This is a genomic window from Bradyrhizobium sp. BRP22 (assembly GCF_020194175.1).
Taxonomy (GTDB): domain Bacteria; phylum Pseudomonadota; class Alphaproteobacteria; order Rhizobiales; family Xanthobacteraceae; genus Bradyrhizobium.
This window is the reverse complement of the sequence record NZ_JADYVX010000024.1, coordinates 35,827-52,612: the sequence shown is the minus strand read 5'-3', so window position 1 is coordinate 52,612 and position 16,786 is coordinate 35,827. Positions and strand designations below refer to the sequence as shown.

The following is a 16,786-nucleotide window of genomic DNA, read 5'->3' as shown; positions in this document are numbered from 1 at the left end:
GAGGCGGGTTACGCTGATGCTAACCCGCTACAAATTTACGGCATGCTCAGCTCGTGCCGGCCGACCACCATCCAGTGCACTTCATCCGGACCGTCGGCGAAGCGCAGGTGGCGGACGTCCTGATACATTTCGGCGAGCGGCGTCCATTGCGAGATGCCGGTAGCGCCGTGCATCTGGATCGCCTGGTCGATGATCTTGCAGGCGCGCTCGGGGATCATGGCCTTGACCATGGAGACCCAGACGCGGGCTTCCTTGTTGCCGAGCACGTCCATCGCCTTCGCCGCCTTCAGCACCATCAGCCGCATCGCCTCGATCTCGCAGCGCGCCTGCGCGATGATCTGCAGGTTGCCGCCGAGATGGGCGATCTTCTTGCCGAACGCTTCGCGGGTGAGGCCGCGCTGTACCATCATGTCGAGCGCCTTCTCGGCCTTGCCGATGGTGCGCATGCAATGGTGGATGCGGCCCGGCCCCAGCCGAACCTGCGAGATCTCAAAGCCGCGGCCCTCGCCGAGCAGGATGTTGTCCTTCGGCACCCTGACATTGTTGAAGCGCAGATGCATGTGCCCGCGCGGTGCATGATCCTGCCCGAACACATGCATGGGACCGAGGATCTCGACGCCGGGCGTGTCCTTCGGCACCAGGATCTGCGACTGCTGCTTGCTCGGCGGCGCATCCGGATTGGTCTTGACCATCACGATCATGATCTTGCAGCGCGGATCGCCCAGGCCGGAGATGTAATACTTCTCGCCGTTGATCACCCATTCGTCGCCGACGAGCTTTGCGGTGGTCGAGATGTTCTTGGCGTCCGACGAGGCGACGTTGGGTTCGGTCATGGCGTAGGCCGAACGGATCTCGCCGTTCAGAAGCGGCTTCAGCCACTTCTCCTTCTGCTCCTTGGTGCCGACACGCTCCAGCACTTCCATGTTGCCGGTATCAGGCGCCGAGCAGTTCATGGTCTCGGACGCCAGCGGGCTCTTGCCGAGCTCGGCGGCGATATAGGCATAGTCGAGATTGTTCAGGCCTTCGCCGGTCTCGGCATCGGGCAGGAAGAAATTCCACAGGCCTTCTTCCTTGGCCTTCTTCTTGGCTTTCTCCAGAACCTCGATCTGGCCGTCCGTAAAACTCCAGCGGTCCTTCTTGGTCTCGCCGTGCCGCTGGAATTCAACCGACATCGGCTCGACGGTTTCCCGGATGAATTTCTTCACGTGCTCATAGAGCGGGCGGACCTGATCCGACATGCGGAGGTCGTTGAGCTCGTCGCTCGGATTGAGCGTGTAGTTGGTGGTCCGGGGTATGTAGGCGTGTTTCATTTTTGTCCTCCCATCGCCGAGATCGTTTGCCGGCAACCATAGACGCGGTGGTTTCAAAGTGCGAGCGCACATTTTTCATGGGGCCCGCACCGCGCGGCGCAGGGTGCCATTGCCGCATCACGGAATTCGAACAACGTTTAAAACGCCGTATAGCCGCCATCGATCACGAAGCAATCCGTCGTGTGGTACGATGACGCATTGCTCATCAGATAGACCGCGATGCCGCCGAAGTCGGAGGGTTCGCCGAACCGCCGCACGGGAATGCGCGGCATCACATTGGCCACGAATTTGTCGTTCGCCATGATGCCCGCCGTCATGTCGCTCTTGATCCAGCCGGGCAGGATCGCATTCGCGGTGACGCCGTGGCGGGCGAGCTCGACGCCGAGCGCGCGCACCAGCGCGTTGATGGCGGCCTTGGTGCCGGCATAGTGCTCGTTGCGCGCGGTGCCGAACAGTGAGGCCAGGCTCGATGTGGCGACGAGGCGGCCGAAGGGATCGCCGGCCTCGGCGCGCTCGGTCATGTGGCGGGCGGCGGCCTGGAACACGTGGAAAACGCCGTCGAGATTGGTTGCGAACATGGTTCGCCATTCCTCCTCGGTGCGGTCGATGAAGGCGCGCCGCCCGCCGCCGCCGATCCCGGCATTGGCAAAGCAGCCGTCGACGCGGCCGAAGGCGTCGAGTGTCGCCTTCATCGCATCCTGCACCGAGGCGGCGCTGCTGACGTCGCAGATGCGGCTGTCGACCTTGCCGGCACCCGCCGCCATCGTTGCCGCAGCCGCCTTGTTCTTCTCGGCGTTGCGGCCCCAGATCGAGACATGGCACCCGGCGGCGTTGAGCGCCTGCGCGATGCCGAGCCCGATCCCGCCATTGCCACCGGTGATGATCGCGACGCGGCCCGAGAGGTCGAAGATGCTCATGGTATTTTTCCTTGGCGGATTTCCCTGGAGGTGTTTCCATTTCGCCTGACGCACGTTAATCGTGCATCCGAAAGCGAGGTGTTCTTGCGCCACCATGGACAAGGCCGCCTCAAAAATCAAATATGGGCCGAAGATTTGGCCTACCGCCTTACCTGTAACGCGGGCGCAACCCACGAGGAAACAATGCAATTCAAGCACGTCACGCTCGATTTCGATGGACCGGTCGCGGTCCTCAAGCTCGATCATCAGGAGGTCATGAACGCGGTGTCGATCGACATGCTCGGCGGCCTCGCCGAGGCGCTCGATGCGATCGAGGATAAGCGCGACGAGGTGCGCTGCCTCGTGATCACTGGCGCCGGCCGCGCCTTCTGCACCGGCGCCAACCTGCAGGGACGCAACAACCAGACGCCGGGCAAACGCAACGCAGGCGCGGCGCTGGAGACCGCGTTCCATCCGTTCCTGCGGCGGCTGCGCAATCTGCATTGCCCGATCGTCACTGCCGTCAATGGCCCGGCGGCGGGCGCAGGCATGAGCTTCGCGCTGATGGGCGACATGATCCTGTGTGCGCGTTCGGCCTATTTCCTGCAGGCGTTCCGCCGCATCGGCCTGGTGCCGGATTGCGGCTCGACCTGGTTGTTGCCGCGGCTGGTCGGCAAGGCGCGCGCGATCGAATTGTCGCTGATGGGCGAGCGGTTGCCGGCCGAGAAGGCGCTGGAATGGGGCCTCGTCAACCGGCTCTATGACGACGGTGCGCTGATGGAGGAGGCGCTGAAGCTTGCGCATGAACTCGCCAACGGCCCGACGGTCGCGCTGTCGCTGATCCGCAAGCTCTATTGGGACAGCCCGGAGAATTCCTTCGAGGATCAGCTCGATCTCGAATATCAGTCACAGCGCCTTGCCGGCACCACCGAGGATTTCAAGGAAGGCGTCACCGCATTCCTCGAGAAGCGCCCGGCGAAGTTCAAGGGCAAATGATCGAGGCCGAACTCACACGCTGCGTCGCGTCGTTCCATCCGGGCGCGACCGGCGTCAGCGGCACCGCAAAACTTTCCGGCGGCGCCAGCCAGGAGACCTGGACCTTCGACATCGTGCATCCGAGCGGCAATGTCGGCGCGATCCTGCGCCGCGCGCCGCCGGGCTATGGCGCTGCGCCTTCGCGCGCGGCCGGGCTCGATGCCGAAGCGACGTTGATGCAGCTTGCGCATGACGCCGGCCTGCCGTCGCCGCGGGTGCTGCATGTTCTGAAGCCGGAGGAGGGGCTCGGCACCGGCTTCATCATGGCGCGCGTCGAAGGCGAGAGCATCGCGCGCAAGATTCTGCGCGACGAGCAGTTTGCCAAGGCGCGGCCGTTGCTGGCACGCCAGCTCGGCAGGGTCGCAGCCGGCATTCACGGCTTGCCGGCGGCCAAGCTGCCGAAGCTGCGGCAGATGACGGCGACCAGGGAGATCGGTGATCTCGAGCGGGAATATCGCAGCTTCGACTGGCCGCGTCCGGTGTTCGAGCTGGCGCTGCGCTGGCTGCGCGACCACGATCCCGGCCCGTCGGCCGAAGTGACGCTGGTGCATGGCGATTTCCGCCACGGCAATCTCATCATCGGTCCCGACGGCGTGCGCGCGGTGCTGGACTGGGAGCTGGCGCATTTCGGCGATCCCATGGAGGATCTCGGTTGGATCTGCGTCAACTCCTGGCGCTTCGGCGAGATCGACAAGCCCGTCGGCGGCTTCGGCTCGCGCGAGGAACTGTTCGCAGGCTATGAGGAGGTCGGCCGCAAGGTCGATCCTGTCAGGGCGATGTTCTGGGAAGTGATGGGCACGCTGCGCTGGGGCGTGATGTGCTGCGGCATGATGCAGCGCTTTCGCGCAGGCCCCGACCATTCCATGGAGCGCGCGATGATCGGCCGCCGTGCGTCGGAGACCGAGATCGATCTGCTCAGGCTATTGGCACCGCGGGCATGATCCCGAAAACTGGAAACCGGCTTTCGGAAGAGATCATGCCCAAAAAGATGAGGGCGTTGAGATGCAGGACGAACCGACACCTGACGAGCTGATCAAGGCTGTCGCCGATTTCTTGCGCAACGAGATCGCGCCCGCGATCAAGGGCCACAACGCGTTCAAGCTGCGCGTCGGCATCAATGCGCTCGATCTGGTGACGCGCCAGCTCACACTCGCGCAAGCAGCCGATGCAACGGAGGCCGCGCGGCTGAAGCAACTCCTCGGCACCGACGGTTCGCTCATCGAGCTCAACCGTGCGCTTTCGGAGAAGATCGCGACAGGCGAAGTCGATCTGCAGACGCCGGGGCTGGCCGATCACCTCTGGCAGACCACGATGGACAAGCTCGCCGTCGACCAGCCGAACTACGCGTCGTACAAGCGGGAGCTGGGCGACACATCGAGATCGTAGTTGTGTCGTCATGCCCGGGCTTGTCCCGGGCATCCACGTGCGTCCTTCATCGAGGTGCCAAGATCGTGGATGGCCGGGACAAGCCCGGCCATGACGGAGAGCGAAGGCAGCCTACTTCCCCACCCACTTCGGCGGGCGCTTCTCCGCGAACGCCTTCGGCCCCTCGACGTAATCCTGCGACGCCGCCATCGCCTTCACCGCGGGATAATCGCGCTGCTCGTTGATCGCCTGCTCCAGCGACACGGCAAGCCCGCGCTCGATGGTCTGCTTGGAGGCGCGGATCGACATCGGCGAGTTCTTGCAGATGGTCTCGGCCCAGCGCACGGCCGCGGCAAGCGCCTCGCCCTGCGGCACCACCTCGTTGACGAAGCCGAGTTCGTGCCCTTCCTTGGCGCTGACGTGGCGGGCGGTGAGGATCATGCCCATCGCGCGCTTCAGCCCGATCTGACGCGGCAGGCGATGCAGGCCACCGGCCAGGGCCGCAAGGCCGACGCGCGGTTCCGGCAGCGCAAAGGTCGCATTCTCGGCGGCGATGATGAGGTCGCAGGCCAGCGCGATCTCGAAGCCGCCGCCCATCGCCACGCCGTTGACCGCGGCGATGATCGGCTTGTCGCAGTCGAAACGCGAGGTCAATCCGCCGAAGCCGCCCTTGTCCCAGCCGCGCTTGCCGCCGGCCGCCTGCCATTTCAGGTCGTTGCCGGCGCAGAATGCCTTGTCGCCGGCGCCGGTGACGATCGCGACCCACTGCTCGGGATCGGCGGAAAAGTCGTCGAACACCTTGTTGAGCTCGAAATGCGCGTCGATATGCAGCGCGTTGTATACCTCGGGGCGCGACAGCGTCACGATGGTGATCGGGCCCTTGCGTTCCACCTTCGAGAATTTCAGATCCATGTTCGCTCCCGCTGATTTTCTGTGGCGAAGAATATTCGTATTATACTAGCGCGCGCCGGCGCCTTGACGCCATCCAATTACGCAACACCTTTGCGCGCATCAGGCGTGATGCGCTTGCTTGACTTGGGCGCCGTCTTCTCACCTTAATCGAGCCGAGCAGGAGCGCGCAGCGCCTAAACGCAAAACGACAATCAACGACATTTCCGGGAGAGACCGCCTTGGATTTCAACCTGCCGGCCGACCTCGTCGCCTATCTCGCCGAACTCGATTCCTTCATCGCGCGCGAGATCAAACCGCTCGAGCAAGCCGACGACAATATCCGCTTCTTCGACCACCGCCGCGAGTGGGCGCGCACCGATTTCGACAATGGCGGCCTGCCGCGGCACGAATGGGAGGCGCTGCTGCGCAAGGCCAAGGATCGTGCCGATGCCGCGGGCCATCTGCGCTTCGCGATCCCGAAACGCTATGGCGGCAAGGACGGCTCAAATCTCTGGATGGCGGTGATCCGCGAGCATTTTGCCTCGAAGGGGCTCGGCCTGCACAACGATTTGCAGAACGAGCATTCGATTGTCGGCAATTTCCCGGTCGTCACCATGCTGGATCGCTACGGCAGCGATGCGCAGAAGGCGATGATCGACGGCTCGATCACGGGCAAATACCGCATCACCTTCGGTCTCACCGAGCCCGACCACGGCTCCGATGCGACGCATATGGAGACCAAGGCGGAGCCTGCGACCCGTGACAACGTCAAGGGCTGGCTGATCAACGGCGAGAAGATGTGGACCACCGGCATGCATGTCGCGACCCACTGCGCGCTGTTTGCGCGCACGTCGGGCAATGACGGCGATGCGCGCGGCATCACCTGTTTCCTGGTGCCGGCGAAATCCGATGGCGTGAAGGTCGAGCAATATATGTGGACCTTCAACATGCCGACCGATCATCCGCGCGTCAGCTTCACGGACGTGTTCGTGCCTGAGGACGCGCTGTTCGGCGAGGTCGGTCGCGGGCTGTCGCTGGCGCAATGCTTCGTGCACGAGAACCGCATCCGTCAGGCCGCGAGCTCGCTCGGCGCAGCCGTCTATTGCATCAACGAGAGCGTCAACTATGCGCGCGAGCGAAAGCCGTTCGGCAAGGCGCTGGCCGAAAACCAGGCGATCCAGTGGCCGCTGGTCGAACTCGCCACGCAAGCCGAGATGCTGCGGCTGTTGATCCGCAAGACGGCCTGGGAGATGGACCAGCTCACGCAGGCGCAGGTCGAGCACACGCTCTCCGACAAGGTCTCGATGTGCAACTACTGGGCAAACCGTCTGTGCTGCGAGGCCGCCGACCGCGCGATGCAGGTCTACGGCGGCATGGGCTATTCGCGCCACAAGCCGTTCGAACACATCTACCGCCACCACCGCCGCTACCGCATCACCGAAGGCAGCGAGGAGATCCAGAAGCGCAAGGTCGCGGGCTTCCTGTTCGGCTATATGGGTGCAGGAAAGCGCTGAGTGCGCGCAGTTCATTCCATAGGGCCACCACCACCGTCATTCCGGGGCGCGCGCACCGCGAGCCCGGAATCCATTCATCCACTTGCACAAACGCCGAAATGGATTCCGGGCTCATCGCGTCGCGATGCCCCGGAATGACGGTTGCCCCCCCGTCATTGCGAGGAGCGTAGCGACGAAGCAATCCATGCCTCCACGCGCGGCGCTATGGATTGCTTCGCTTCGCTCGCAATGACGATGTTGATGCTTTAGGTGCGACATAACAACCCGACGGGCAAATCAGGACGAAAGTCTGTCCAGCCCTCGTGCGAAAAATAAAACGCTTAACCCGTCGGGCAAATCAGCATTATGACTCCGCGCGTCTCACCCGAGAGAGGGGCGGGTCGCGATCGTCACGAACGTTGCGGTGAGATGCGGTGGACGCGATGGGTGTGACTGACGAGCACGCGCGTCGCGGACGGCGAAGTCGTGTGGTTCTGGCGCCCCGACGCTGGCGCTAAGTTCTGTTCGTTGAACAGGGCGACGGTGGCAAGAAAGCCCGGTCACCGAGAAGAGCACGAAGTAAGCCTGTAAACCATCGCGCAGGGAAAGCCGGTGTTGCTCCGGTTGACCTGTGGCCCTACCCCCGTGCTTTTTGTTGCACGGGGCCCACGGGTGCAACCGGCACCCGGCTTTCCCTGCGCCCTCACTTCGATGCGAGGGTGAAACGAGACGCAAACCTCGGACGCAAAGCGCCGCGAGAGCGCGGACTCACATCCTCTCCACACACTCCCCCGTCATGCCCGCGAAGGCGGGCATCCAGTACCCGGCGGCCTCTCGGCATAAGCACGACCGCCTCTGGAATACTGGATCGTCGGCCTTGACGGACGATGACAGCGGAGACGCTGTTTGACAATTGAATCGAGCTCTCACCCGTGATTGCGAGCGTAGCGAAGCAATCCATCTCGCCATTTGTGGATGCATGGATTGCTTCGCTACACTCGCAATGACGAAGGAGAGAGCAGTGGCTCGCTATGACGCTATCAGCTATCTCACCCCCGCGCGGCGCGATCCTTTTCGTTTTGCGCCTTGATCTGTTCGCGCGCCTTGGTCCAGTCGTCGTCGCTCCAGTCGCGGAGCTGATAGAAATTGCCGCCCATCGCCAGCGCCTGCGCGCCGTCCATCGCGATGGTTTCGCCGTTGATCCAGTCGCAGCCGCCGGAGATCAAGAATACGGCGAGGTTCTGCAATTCCTCCATGGTGCCGACGCGCCCCATCGGGTTCATCGCCTTGGTCCGCGCGCCGGCCTCGTCGCCCGGCTTGATGCGCTTGCTCATGCCCTCGGTCGGGATCTCGCCGGGCGCGATGGTGTTGAGGCGGATGCCGTGCTTACCCCATTCGATCGCGAGCGACATCGTCATCGCGTGGATCGCCGACTTGCTCATCGCCGATGGCACCACATAGGGCGAGCCGTTGCGCACCCAGGTGACGGTGATCGACACCACGTTGCCACGCTGCTTGCCGGCGATCCAGCGCCGCCCCACCGCGTGCGTGACGTAGAACGTGCCGTGCATGACGATGTTCGCGACCGCATCGAAGCCGCGCGGCGAGAGTTCTTCGGAGCGCGAGATGAAATTGCCGGCGGCGTTGTTGATGAGGTCGGTGAGGGGACCGCTGGCGGTCCAGATCGACTCGATCATCTCGTCGACGGCCTGGGCGTTACGGATGTCGACACCGTGGCTAACCACGCGCCCGCCATACTGGTCCATCAGCTCGGTCGCGGTCTCGTCGCAGACGATCTTGCGACGGCCGCAGATGTGCACCTCGGCCCCCAATTGCAGGAACTTCGCGGCCATGGACTTGCCGAGGCCGGTACCGCCCCCGGTCACGAGAATGCGACGTCCGGCGAGAAGCTGATCTGTGAACATGGTTTCCACCCAAAGGGGATTGTCAGTTAATTGGTCGATTGACTAAAACCGGCAATGGCCCTTCTGTAAAGCGGCATCAAGAACAGCGGAGGACAATTCCATGGAGCAACGCGTCACGATCTCGGTTTCCGAAGGGATCGCCGATGTCCGCCTGGTGCGCGCGGACAAGATGAATGCGCTGGATGCCGCGATGTTCGAGGCGTTGGTGGCCGCGACCGAGCGGCTTTCGACTGAAAAGGGCGTCCGGGTGGTAGTATTGTCCGGGGAGGGGCGAGCGTTCTGCGCCGGCCTCGACATGGGACGTTTCGCCGCGATGAAGGAGAAGGGCGGCAACGGGATCGCCGGCGGCGAAAAGCGCGATCTCACCATCCGCACCCACGGCCAGGCGAATTTTCCGCAGCAGGCGGTCTGGGGTTGGCGGCAGCTTCCGGTGCCGGTCATCGCCGCGGTCCATGGCGTTGCCTTCGGCGGCGGCTTCCAGCTCGCGGTCGGCGCCGACATGCGCTTCCTCAGCGCGGACGCGCGGATGTCGATCATGGAGATCAAATGGGGCCTGGTGCCCGATATGGCGGGCACGCCGATCCTCGCCACGCTGGTGCGCGACGACATCCTGCGCGAGCTCACCTACACCGGGCGCATCTTCTCGGCGCAGGAGGCGCTGAGTTACGGCCTTGCCACCCGCGTCTGCGACGATCCTCGCGCGGCTGCCTTCGAGGTCGCACGCGAAATCGCCGGCAAGAGCCCGGATGCGATCCGAGCCGCCAAGCGCCTGCTGAACAAGCTGTCGGTCGATCCAGGCCCGGCGCTGCTTGCCGAGTCCGTCGAGCAGCAGAAGCTGCTCGGCAGCCCCAACCAGACCGAGGCCGTACGCGCGAACATGGACAAGCGGCCACCGCGCTTTGCGGACGCGGGATAGTTTCCACCGTCATTCCGGGGCACGCAAAGCGTGAACCCGGAATCTCGAGATTCCGGGTTCGATGCTGCGCATCGCCCCGGAATGACGGCGTGGTTCATCAACCCGACGAAAGATCGGAAAGCGATAATGGAAACCTCTCAACTCTTCCTCGGGGTCATCAGCGGCGATCGCAGGCGGACGCATCAGGAAGTCACCGAGCGCTCCGAGCGCATCGCCAGCGGCCTGCGCAAGCTCGGCGTCCGCGAGGGCGACAGCGTCTGCATGCTGATGCGCAACGACATCGCCTTCATCGAGGCGGCGTACGCGGCGATGCGACTTGGGGCCTATGGCGTGCCGATCAACTGGCACTTCAAGCCGGAAGAGATCAACTATGTGCTGACCGATTCCGGCACCCGCGTCCTGATCGCCCATGCCGACATGCTGCATCGGCTACGGGATGCGATCCCCGCCGGCGTCACGGTGCTGAGCGTGCCGACGCCCCCGGAAATCCTCGCCCACTACAAGATCGATCCCGATCATCTCGGCGTGCCGGATTTCGCAGTTGATTTCGAGCCCTGGCTCGCGAAACAGCGGCGCTATGACGGCCCGGCGGTGCCGCAGCCGCAGAACATGATCTACACCTCCGGCACGACAGGCCACCCCAAGGGCGTGCGCCGCTTCGCACCGACGCCGGAGCAGGCGGCCAACGCGGAGGCGATGCGCGCCATGATCTACGGCCTCAAGCCCGGCGTCCGCGCGCTGTTGCCCGGCCCGCTCTACCATTCCGCGCCGAACTCCTTCGGCCTCCGCTCCGGCCGGCTCGGCGGCGCGCTGCTGCTGATGCCGCGCTTCGATGCGGAGGATTTCCTGGCCCTGGTCGAGGAGCAGCGGATCGACACCGTCTTCATGGTGCCGACCATGTTCATCCGCCTGATGAAGCTGCCGGAGAAAGTGCGCAGGAAATATGACGTGTCCTCGCTGCGCCATATCATCCATGCCGCCGCGCCCTGTCCGGCCGACATCAAGCGGGCGATGATCGAGTGGTGGGGACCGGTGATCTACGAGTTCTACGGCTCGACCGAGTCCGGCGCGGTGACGTTCGCGAATTCCGAGGATGCGCTGAGGAAGCCCGGCACCGTCGGCAGGATCTCGCCCGGCGCCGAGCTGCGCTTCATCGGCGATCACGGAAAGGTACTGCCATCAGGCGAGATCGGCGAAATCTATTCGCGGATATCGGGCAATCCCGATTTCACCTATCACAACAAGCCGGAAAAACGTGCCGAGATCGACCGCGACGGGTTCATCACGTCGGGCGATGTCGGCTATATCGATGAAGACGGTTACGTCTTCATCTGCGACCGCAAGCGCGACATGGTGATTTCGGGCGGCGTCAACATCTATCCGGCGGAGATCGAGGCGGTGTTGCATGCCATTCCCGGCGTGCATGATTGCGCCGTGTTCGGCATCCCAGATCCCGAATTCGGCGAGGCGCTGATGGCGGTGGTCGAGCCGCAAGCAGGGGCCAGGCTGGATGTCGCCTCGATCCGTACCCAGCTCAAGACGTCGCTCGCCGACTACAAGGTGCCCAAGCACATCGAAATCGCCACCAACCTGCCGCGCGAGGATTCCGGAAAGATCTTCAAGCGCCGCCTCCGCGATCCCTATTGGGAGCAGGCGGGAAGGAGGATTTGAACTCTGTCGTCTGGCGCTCAATGGCAGACCCTCATGGTGAGGAGGCGCGCAGCGCCGTCTCGAACCATGAGGCCCGGATCGTGCCCGTGGCCATCCCTCGAGACGACGCTGGCGCGGCTCCTCGGGATGAGGTTGGAGGTTCGGGCGGGCGGCGCGGCATCGTGTGTGCGCCGCCTCCAACTTCATCTTGCGCTGCGGCAAAAAAGTTGCACACTCCGGAGGTGCCGGGCAGCCGCTGGAGCGATCAGCCATGTCTCCCCAGACCATGCCTTCCGAGACCGAGGTCCGTGCCAATCGCGCCGAGGACAGCCAGGCCCTCGAGGAAGATGCGCGGCTGCGCAATGACATCCGCCTGCTCGGACGCATCCTCGGCGACACCGTGCGCGACCAGGAGGGCGCCGATGTCTTCGATCTGGTCGAGCGCATCCGGCAGACCTCGATCCGGTTCCACCGGGATGAAGACCGGCTGGCGCGGCGGGAACTGGAAACCATCCTCGACAGCATGTCGATCTCAGAGACGGTGCGGATCGTCCGCGCCTTCAGCTATTTCTCCCACCTCGCCAACATCGCCGAGGACCAGAACAACATCCGCCAGATGCGGGGGCGTGGCGCCGGCACGCCGCGGCCGAGCCTGCTGACGCAGGCCGTGAACCATGCGCAGCAGGCCGGCTTCGGCCCGAACGATCTGCGCCGCTTCTTCAAGGGCGCCCTGGTCAGCCCGGTGCTGACAGCGCATCCGACCGAGGTCCGGCGCAAGAGCACCATGGACCGCGAGATGGAGATCGCGGGCCTGCTCGACCGGCGCGAGCGGCTGCAGATGACGCCGGAGGAGGGCGAGGCCAGCGACGAGCAGCTTCGCCGCGCCGTGGTGACGCTGTGGCAGACCAATCTGTTGCGCCGGACCAAGCTCACGGTGCTGGACGAAGTCACCAACGGGCTGTCGTTCTACGATTACACCTTCCTCCACGAGGTGCCGCGCCTGCATTGCGCGCTGGAGGACCGGCTCAACAAGGAGGGCGGCGAGCCGGGCGAGCTCGCGTCGTTCCTGAAGATGGGAAGCTGGATCGGCGGCGACCGCGACGGCAACCCGTTCGTCACCGCCGACGTCATGCGCGGCACGCTGCGGCTGCAGTCGAGCCGGATATTGAGCTTCTATCTGGAAGAGCTGCACGTCCTCGGCGCCGAACTGTCGCTGGCCAGGAACCTCGCCGATGTTTCCGACGAACTGCGCGTGCTCGCCGAGCGCTCGCCCGATCCGTCGCCGCACCGGAGCGGCGAACCATACCGGCTCGCGGTATCCGGCATCTACGCCCGGCTGACCGCGACCGCCGAGAAGCTGCAGGTCGAGATCACGCGCCGACCGGTCGGCAAGGCCGAGCCCTACACCAATGTCAACGAGTTCAAGGCCGATCTCGACGTGCTCGACCGCTCGCTGATCGCAAACAACTCGGCGGTCATCGCCCGCGGACGTCTTCGCTTGCTGCGGCGCGCGGTCGATTGCTTCGGCTTCCATCTCGCCCGCCTCGACATCAGGCAAAACTCCGCGGTGCACGAGCGCACCGTCGCCGAACTGCTCGACGCGGCGATATCAGGCATGTCCTATATGGCGCTCGGCGAGGACGCCCGCATCAACCTGCTGCTCGGCGAGCTTCGCAGCGCGCGGCCGCTGTCCTCGCCCTTCGTGAAGTACAGCGAGGAGACCCAGGGCGAGCTCGCCGTGTTCCGGGCGGCCGCGGAGGCACATGCGACCTTCGGCCCGGAGGTGATTTCCCAATGCATCATCTCGATGTGCAAGGGCATGTCCGACATGCTCGAAGTCGCGGTGCTCCTCAAGGAAGTCGGGCTGATCAATCCCTCCGGCCGCAGCGCCATCAACATCGTGCCGCTGTTCGAGACCATCGAGGACCTGCAAGCCTCCAGCGGCATCATGGACCGTATGCTGGCGCTGCACGACTACCGCCGCCTGGTGGACAGCCGCGGCGGTGTGCAGGAGGTGATGCTCGGCTATTCCGACAGCAACAAGGACGGCGGCTTCGTCACGTCGGGCTGGGAGCTCTACAAGGCGGAGATCGGCCTCGTCGAGGTGTTCGAGCGCCATCACGTCCGCCTGCGCCTGTTCCATGGCCGCGGCGGCTCGGTCGGCCGCGGCGGCGGCCCGAGCTATGACGCGATCATCGCCCAGCCCGGCGGCGCCGTGAATGGCCAGATCCGGATCACCGAGCAGGGCGAGATCATTTCGAGCAAATATTCCAACGCCGAGGTCGGCCGCAACAATCTAGAAATCCTTGCCGCGGCGACGCTCGAGACCAGCCTGCTGCAGCCGAGGCAAAGCGCGCCGCGCGCCGAATATCTGAAGGCGATGGAGCAGCTCTCGGCGCTCGCCTTCAAGGCCTATCGCGGACTTGTCTACGAGACCGACGGCTTTGCCGATTATTTCTGGGGCTCGACCGTCATCAACGAGATTGCGACGCTCAACATCGGCAGTCGCCCGGCGTCGCGCAAGAAGACCCGCGAGATCGAGGACCTCCGCGCCATCCCCTGGGTGTTCTCCTGGGCCCAATGCCGGCTGATGCTGCCGGGCTGGTACGGCTTCGGCAGCGCGGTCGAGACCTGGATCGCGGAGCATCCGGAGCAGGGCATGGCGTTCCTGCAGGAGCTGTACCGGGAATGGCCGTTCTTCCGCACGCTGCTCTCCAACATGGACATGGTGCTGGCCAAGAGCTCGATCGCGATTGCCTCGCGCTATGCGGAGCTGGTGCCGGATGCCGAATTGCGCGAGAAGATTTTCGGCCGCATCCGCCGCGAATGGCATCTGTCGATCGAGACGCTGCTCGACATCATGGGCCATGAGCGGCTGCTGCAGGGCAACCCGCTGCTCGAACGCTCGATCCGCAACCGTTTTCCTTATCTCGACCCGCTCAACCATGTGCAGGTGGAGCTGTTGAAGGAACACCGCGCGCAGAACCCGGACGAGCAGGTGCTGCGCGGCATCCAGCTCACCATCAACGGGATCTCCGCGGGGCTGAGGAATAGCGGGTAGAGAAGAGGCGAATAGCGGACGGGCTTCCATTCGCTATTCGCCGACTGCGTCAGCAGTGATGCGCGCCCTGCGTCTCCACATAGACCGCATAGAGTGACTGGCTCGCGGTCATGAACAGGCGATTGCGCTTCTTGCCGCCGAAGCAGACGTTGGCGCAGGTCTCCGGCAGCACGATCTGGCCGATCCGCGTGCCGTCGGGCGCGAACACCTGGACGCCGTCATAGCCTGGTCCGACCCAGCCGGCGCCGACCCAGATATTGCCGTCGATGTCCACCCGCAGCCCGTCGGGGAAGCCCGACTTGCCGTCGAGCTTCATGTCGATCAACTGCTTCGGGTTCGAGAGCTTGTCGCCGTTGATGTCGTAGGCCCAGACCACGTTGTTGGCGTTCGGATAATGCGTGATCCCGGTGTCGCAGACATAGAGCTTCTTGTAGTCATGGCTGAAGGCGATGCCGTTCGGCTTGAACGGATCATCGGCGACCTTGGTGATCTGGCCGGACTGGCCGTCGATCCGGTACACCGCCTCCTTCTGGTAGGGCTGCACCGAATTGGTGTTGGCGCGCTGCCCCTCATAGATCGAGATCGCGCCATAGCCGGGATCGGTGAACCAGATCGACTTGTCGTTGGGGTGGACCACCATGTCGTTCGGCCCGTTCAGCGGCTTGCCATTGGCTTCCTGGGCCAGCGTGGTGACCGTGCCGTTGTGCTCGAAACGCACCAGCCGCGTGCGCTCGGCCGAAAGCTGCCGACCTTCGAGATCGAAGGAATTGCCGTTGCTCTCATTGGAGGGCTTGCGGAACTGCTCGGAGATGTGGCCGTCGTCGTCGAGATAGCGAAGCTGCCGGTTGGCGGGGATATCGCTCCAGACCAGATATTGCCCCTGCGAATTCCAGGCCGGCCCCTCGGCCCACAGGCAGCCGGTGTAGAGACGCTTGATGGCGGTGTTGCCGACCTTGGCCTTGAAGCGCTTGGGATCGATCACGACGATATCGGGGTCGGGATAGCGCTGTGGCTCGGCATTGGAACCAAAGTCGCGGGCGAAGGCTGCCGGCGCAACCGCCGCAGTCGCAGCAATCGCGGTTGCACCGCGCAAAAGCGTCCGGCGGTCGAGCCCGATCGAGCCTCCGTCCTGCTGGTTGGGTGAATTGTTTGGATTGTTCATGACGTCCTCCCAGGCTTTTTTGTTGTTGGGAAGGAACCCATGCGCCCGCAATCCGGCATAAAGCGGGCAGGCGTGATGAAACAACCGAAGATGGCGTCGTCCCGGATACGAGCCGGGACGACAGTGTCATAAAATCATCAGATAGCGTCCCAGCTGAAGACGTCGGCGGAGCGGTCGAGCTTGTAAAACGACGGCTTCAGCGCCGGGATCGCGTGTTCGGCGATGGTTTGTGTCGTCCAGCCTTCGCCGCGGTGCACAGAGCGGATCGGGCGCGACTGGCCCATCAGGAAGATCTCGTTCATCCGGACCGCGAAGATCTGCCCGGTGACGTCCTTGCCTGCGTCGCTGAGCAGATAGGCGCAGAGTGGCGCGATCTTCTCCGGCCCCATCTGCTGGATGCGCTTGACGCGCTCCTTCTCGGCCTCGGTCTCGGTCGGGATGGTGCCGATCAGCCGGCTCCAGGCGAATGGCGAGATGCAGTTCGAGCGCACGTTGAAGCGGCTCATGTCGAGCGCGATCGACTTCGACAGACCGACGATGCCGAGCTTCGCGGCCGCATAGTTGGCCTGGCCATAATTGCCGACCAGGCCGGAGGTCGAGGTGAAGTGCACGAAGGAGCCGCTCTCCTGCTCGCGGAACAGCCGTGCCGCGGCGTGACTGACATAGAAAGAGCCCATCAGGTGCACCTTGATGACGGCCTCGAAGGCTTCCACGCTCATGCGATGGAAGATCATGTCGCGCAGGATGCCGGCATTGTTGACGACGCCGTCGAGCTTGCCGAAATGGTCGGTCGCGGTCTTCACGATCTTGCTGGCCGGGATCGCTTCCGCCACGGTCTCGAAATTGGCGACCGCGGTGCCGCCGCGCTTCTTGATCTCCTCGACCACCTCTTCCGCGGGCGCGGCGCTGGTGCCCGAACCGTCGGCGGCGACGCCGGGATCGTTGACCACGACCTTGGCGCCCTCGGCGGCGCAGAGCAGCGCGATCTCGCGCCCGATGCCGCGGCCAGCGCCGGTGACGATGATGACTTTGTCCTGCAGTGATTTTGTCATGGGATTTCTCCTGTTGTCTCCGTCATTCCG

Annotated in this window: 13 protein-coding genes; 7 read left to right on the top strand and 6 right to left on the bottom strand. The window is 64.1% G+C overall.

The genetic code is table 11. The features are described from left to right. Positions 1–35 precede the first annotated feature (35 nt). Positions 36–1,310, bottom strand: a complete 1,275-nt coding sequence (locus I6F35_RS25995; RefSeq protein ID WP_225120509.1) for an acyl-CoA dehydrogenase family protein — start codon at positions 1,308–1,310, stop codon at positions 36–38. Positions 1,311–1,447: 137 nt separating this feature from the next. Beyond that, a complete protein-coding gene (locus tag I6F35_RS25990; protein ID WP_225120508.1) occupies positions 1,448–2,227 on the bottom strand; it encodes an SDR family oxidoreductase in 780 nt (259 codons plus the stop codon). 183 nt (positions 2,228–2,410) lie between these two features. Between I6F35_RS25990 and I6F35_RS25985 the strand changes: the two genes are divergently transcribed. From I6F35_RS25985 to I6F35_RS25975, 3 genes are all read left to right on the top strand, one after another. Beyond that, on the top strand, positions 2,411–3,202 hold the full coding sequence (locus I6F35_RS25985; protein ID WP_225120507.1) for an enoyl-CoA hydratase/isomerase: 792 nt from the start codon (positions 2,411–2,413) through the stop codon (positions 3,200–3,202). Then, on the top strand, positions 3,199–4,182 hold the full coding sequence (locus tag I6F35_RS25980) for a phosphotransferase family protein (protein WP_225120506.1): 984 nt from the start codon (positions 3,199–3,201) through the stop codon (positions 4,180–4,182). The genes I6F35_RS25985 and I6F35_RS25980 overlap by 4 nt, the downstream gene beginning before the upstream one ends. A gap of 61 nt (positions 4,183–4,243) precedes the next feature. Continuing rightward, on the top strand, positions 4,244–4,627 hold the full coding sequence (locus I6F35_RS25975; RefSeq protein ID WP_225120505.1) for a DUF6285 domain-containing protein: 384 nt from the start codon (positions 4,244–4,246) through the stop codon (positions 4,625–4,627). Positions 4,628–4,738: 111 nt separating this feature from the next. Here I6F35_RS25975 and I6F35_RS25970 read toward each other — a convergent pair whose 3' ends face one another. Continuing rightward, a complete protein-coding gene (locus tag I6F35_RS25970) occupies positions 4,739–5,518 on the bottom strand; it encodes an enoyl-CoA hydratase-related protein (RefSeq protein ID WP_225120504.1) in 780 nt (259 codons plus the stop codon). Positions 5,519–5,736: 218 nt separating this feature from the next. Here I6F35_RS25970 and I6F35_RS25965 point away from each other — a divergent pair, with 218 nt between their 5' ends. Further along, positions 5,737–7,011, top strand: a complete 1,275-nt coding sequence (locus I6F35_RS25965) for an acyl-CoA dehydrogenase family protein (RefSeq protein WP_225120503.1) — start codon at positions 5,737–5,739, stop codon at positions 7,009–7,011. Positions 7,012–8,039: 1,028 nt separating this feature from the next. Here the strand turns inward: I6F35_RS25965 and I6F35_RS25960 are convergent. Next, positions 8,040–8,915, bottom strand: a complete 876-nt coding sequence (locus I6F35_RS25960; RefSeq protein ID WP_225120502.1) for an SDR family oxidoreductase — start codon at positions 8,913–8,915, stop codon at positions 8,040–8,042. Between the two features lie 100 nt (positions 8,916–9,015). Between I6F35_RS25960 and I6F35_RS25955 the strand changes: the two genes are divergently transcribed. The 3 genes from I6F35_RS25955 to ppc all read left to right on the top strand — a co-directional run bounded on the left by I6F35_RS25955 (position 9,016) and on the right by ppc (position 14,542). Continuing rightward, the gene (locus tag I6F35_RS25955) at positions 9,016–9,831 is read left to right on the top strand and encodes a crotonase/enoyl-CoA hydratase family protein (RefSeq protein WP_225120501.1); all 816 of its coding nucleotides are present in this window, start codon (positions 9,016–9,018) and stop codon (positions 9,829–9,831) included. A 123-nt stretch (positions 9,832–9,954) separates the two neighbouring features. Next, positions 9,955–11,502 carry an acyl-CoA synthetase gene (locus I6F35_RS25950; protein ID WP_225120574.1) on the top strand — a complete coding sequence of 516 codons (1,548 nt, stop codon included), beginning with the start codon at positions 9,955–9,957 and terminating at the stop codon, positions 11,500–11,502. A gap of 250 nt (positions 11,503–11,752) precedes the next feature. Continuing rightward, positions 11,753–14,542: a phosphoenolpyruvate carboxylase gene (gene ppc, locus I6F35_RS25945; protein WP_225120500.1), complete on the top strand. Its 2,790-nt coding sequence runs from the start codon at positions 11,753–11,755 to the stop codon at positions 14,540–14,542. A gap of 49 nt (positions 14,543–14,591) precedes the next feature. On the opposite strand, the gene I6F35_RS25940 is transcribed toward ppc, so the two are convergent. Both I6F35_RS25940 and I6F35_RS25935 read right to left on the bottom strand, forming a co-directional pair. Next, positions 14,592–15,704 (bottom strand): SMP-30/gluconolactonase/LRE family protein, encoded by a 1,113-nt coding sequence (locus I6F35_RS25940; RefSeq protein ID WP_225120499.1) that lies wholly within the window; start codon positions 15,702–15,704, stop codon positions 14,592–14,594. 137 nt (positions 15,705–15,841) lie between these two features. Continuing rightward, positions 15,842–16,756, bottom strand: a complete 915-nt coding sequence (locus I6F35_RS25935; RefSeq protein ID WP_225120498.1) for an SDR family NAD(P)-dependent oxidoreductase — start codon at positions 16,754–16,756, stop codon at positions 15,842–15,844. Positions 16,757–16,786: the final 30 nt, after the last annotated feature.

Coding starts and splice junctions, on each gene's coding strand:
- I6F35_RS25995 (WP_225120509.1), bottom strand. CDS start 1,310: ATGAAACACGCCTACATACCCCGGACCACCAACTACACGCTCAATCCG.
- I6F35_RS25990 (WP_225120508.1), bottom strand. CDS start 2,227: ATGAGCATCTTCGACCTCTCGGGCCGCGTCGCGATCATCACCGGTGGC.
- I6F35_RS25985 (WP_225120507.1), top strand. CDS start 2,411: ATGCAATTCAAGCACGTCACGCTCGATTTCGATGGACCGGTCGCGGTC.
- I6F35_RS25980 (WP_225120506.1), top strand. CDS start 3,199: ATGATCGAGGCCGAACTCACACGCTGCGTCGCGTCGTTCCATCCGGGC.
- I6F35_RS25975 (WP_225120505.1), top strand. CDS start 4,244: ATGCAGGACGAACCGACACCTGACGAGCTGATCAAGGCTGTCGCCGAT.
- I6F35_RS25970 (WP_225120504.1), bottom strand. CDS start 5,518: ATGGATCTGAAATTCTCGAAGGTGGAACGCAAGGGCCCGATCACCATC.
- I6F35_RS25960 (WP_225120502.1), bottom strand. CDS start 8,915: ATGTTCACAGATCAGCTTCTCGCCGGACGTCGCATTCTCGTGACCGGG.
- I6F35_RS25955 (WP_225120501.1), top strand. CDS start 9,016: ATGGAGCAACGCGTCACGATCTCGGTTTCCGAAGGGATCGCCGATGTC.
- ppc (WP_225120500.1), top strand. CDS start 11,753: ATGTCTCCCCAGACCATGCCTTCCGAGACCGAGGTCCGTGCCAATCGC.
- I6F35_RS25940 (WP_225120499.1), bottom strand. CDS start 15,704: ATGAACAATCCAAACAATTCACCCAACCAGCAGGACGGAGGCTCGATC.
- I6F35_RS25935 (WP_225120498.1), bottom strand. CDS start 16,756: ATGACAAAATCACTGCAGGACAAAGTCATCATCGTCACCGGCGCTGGC.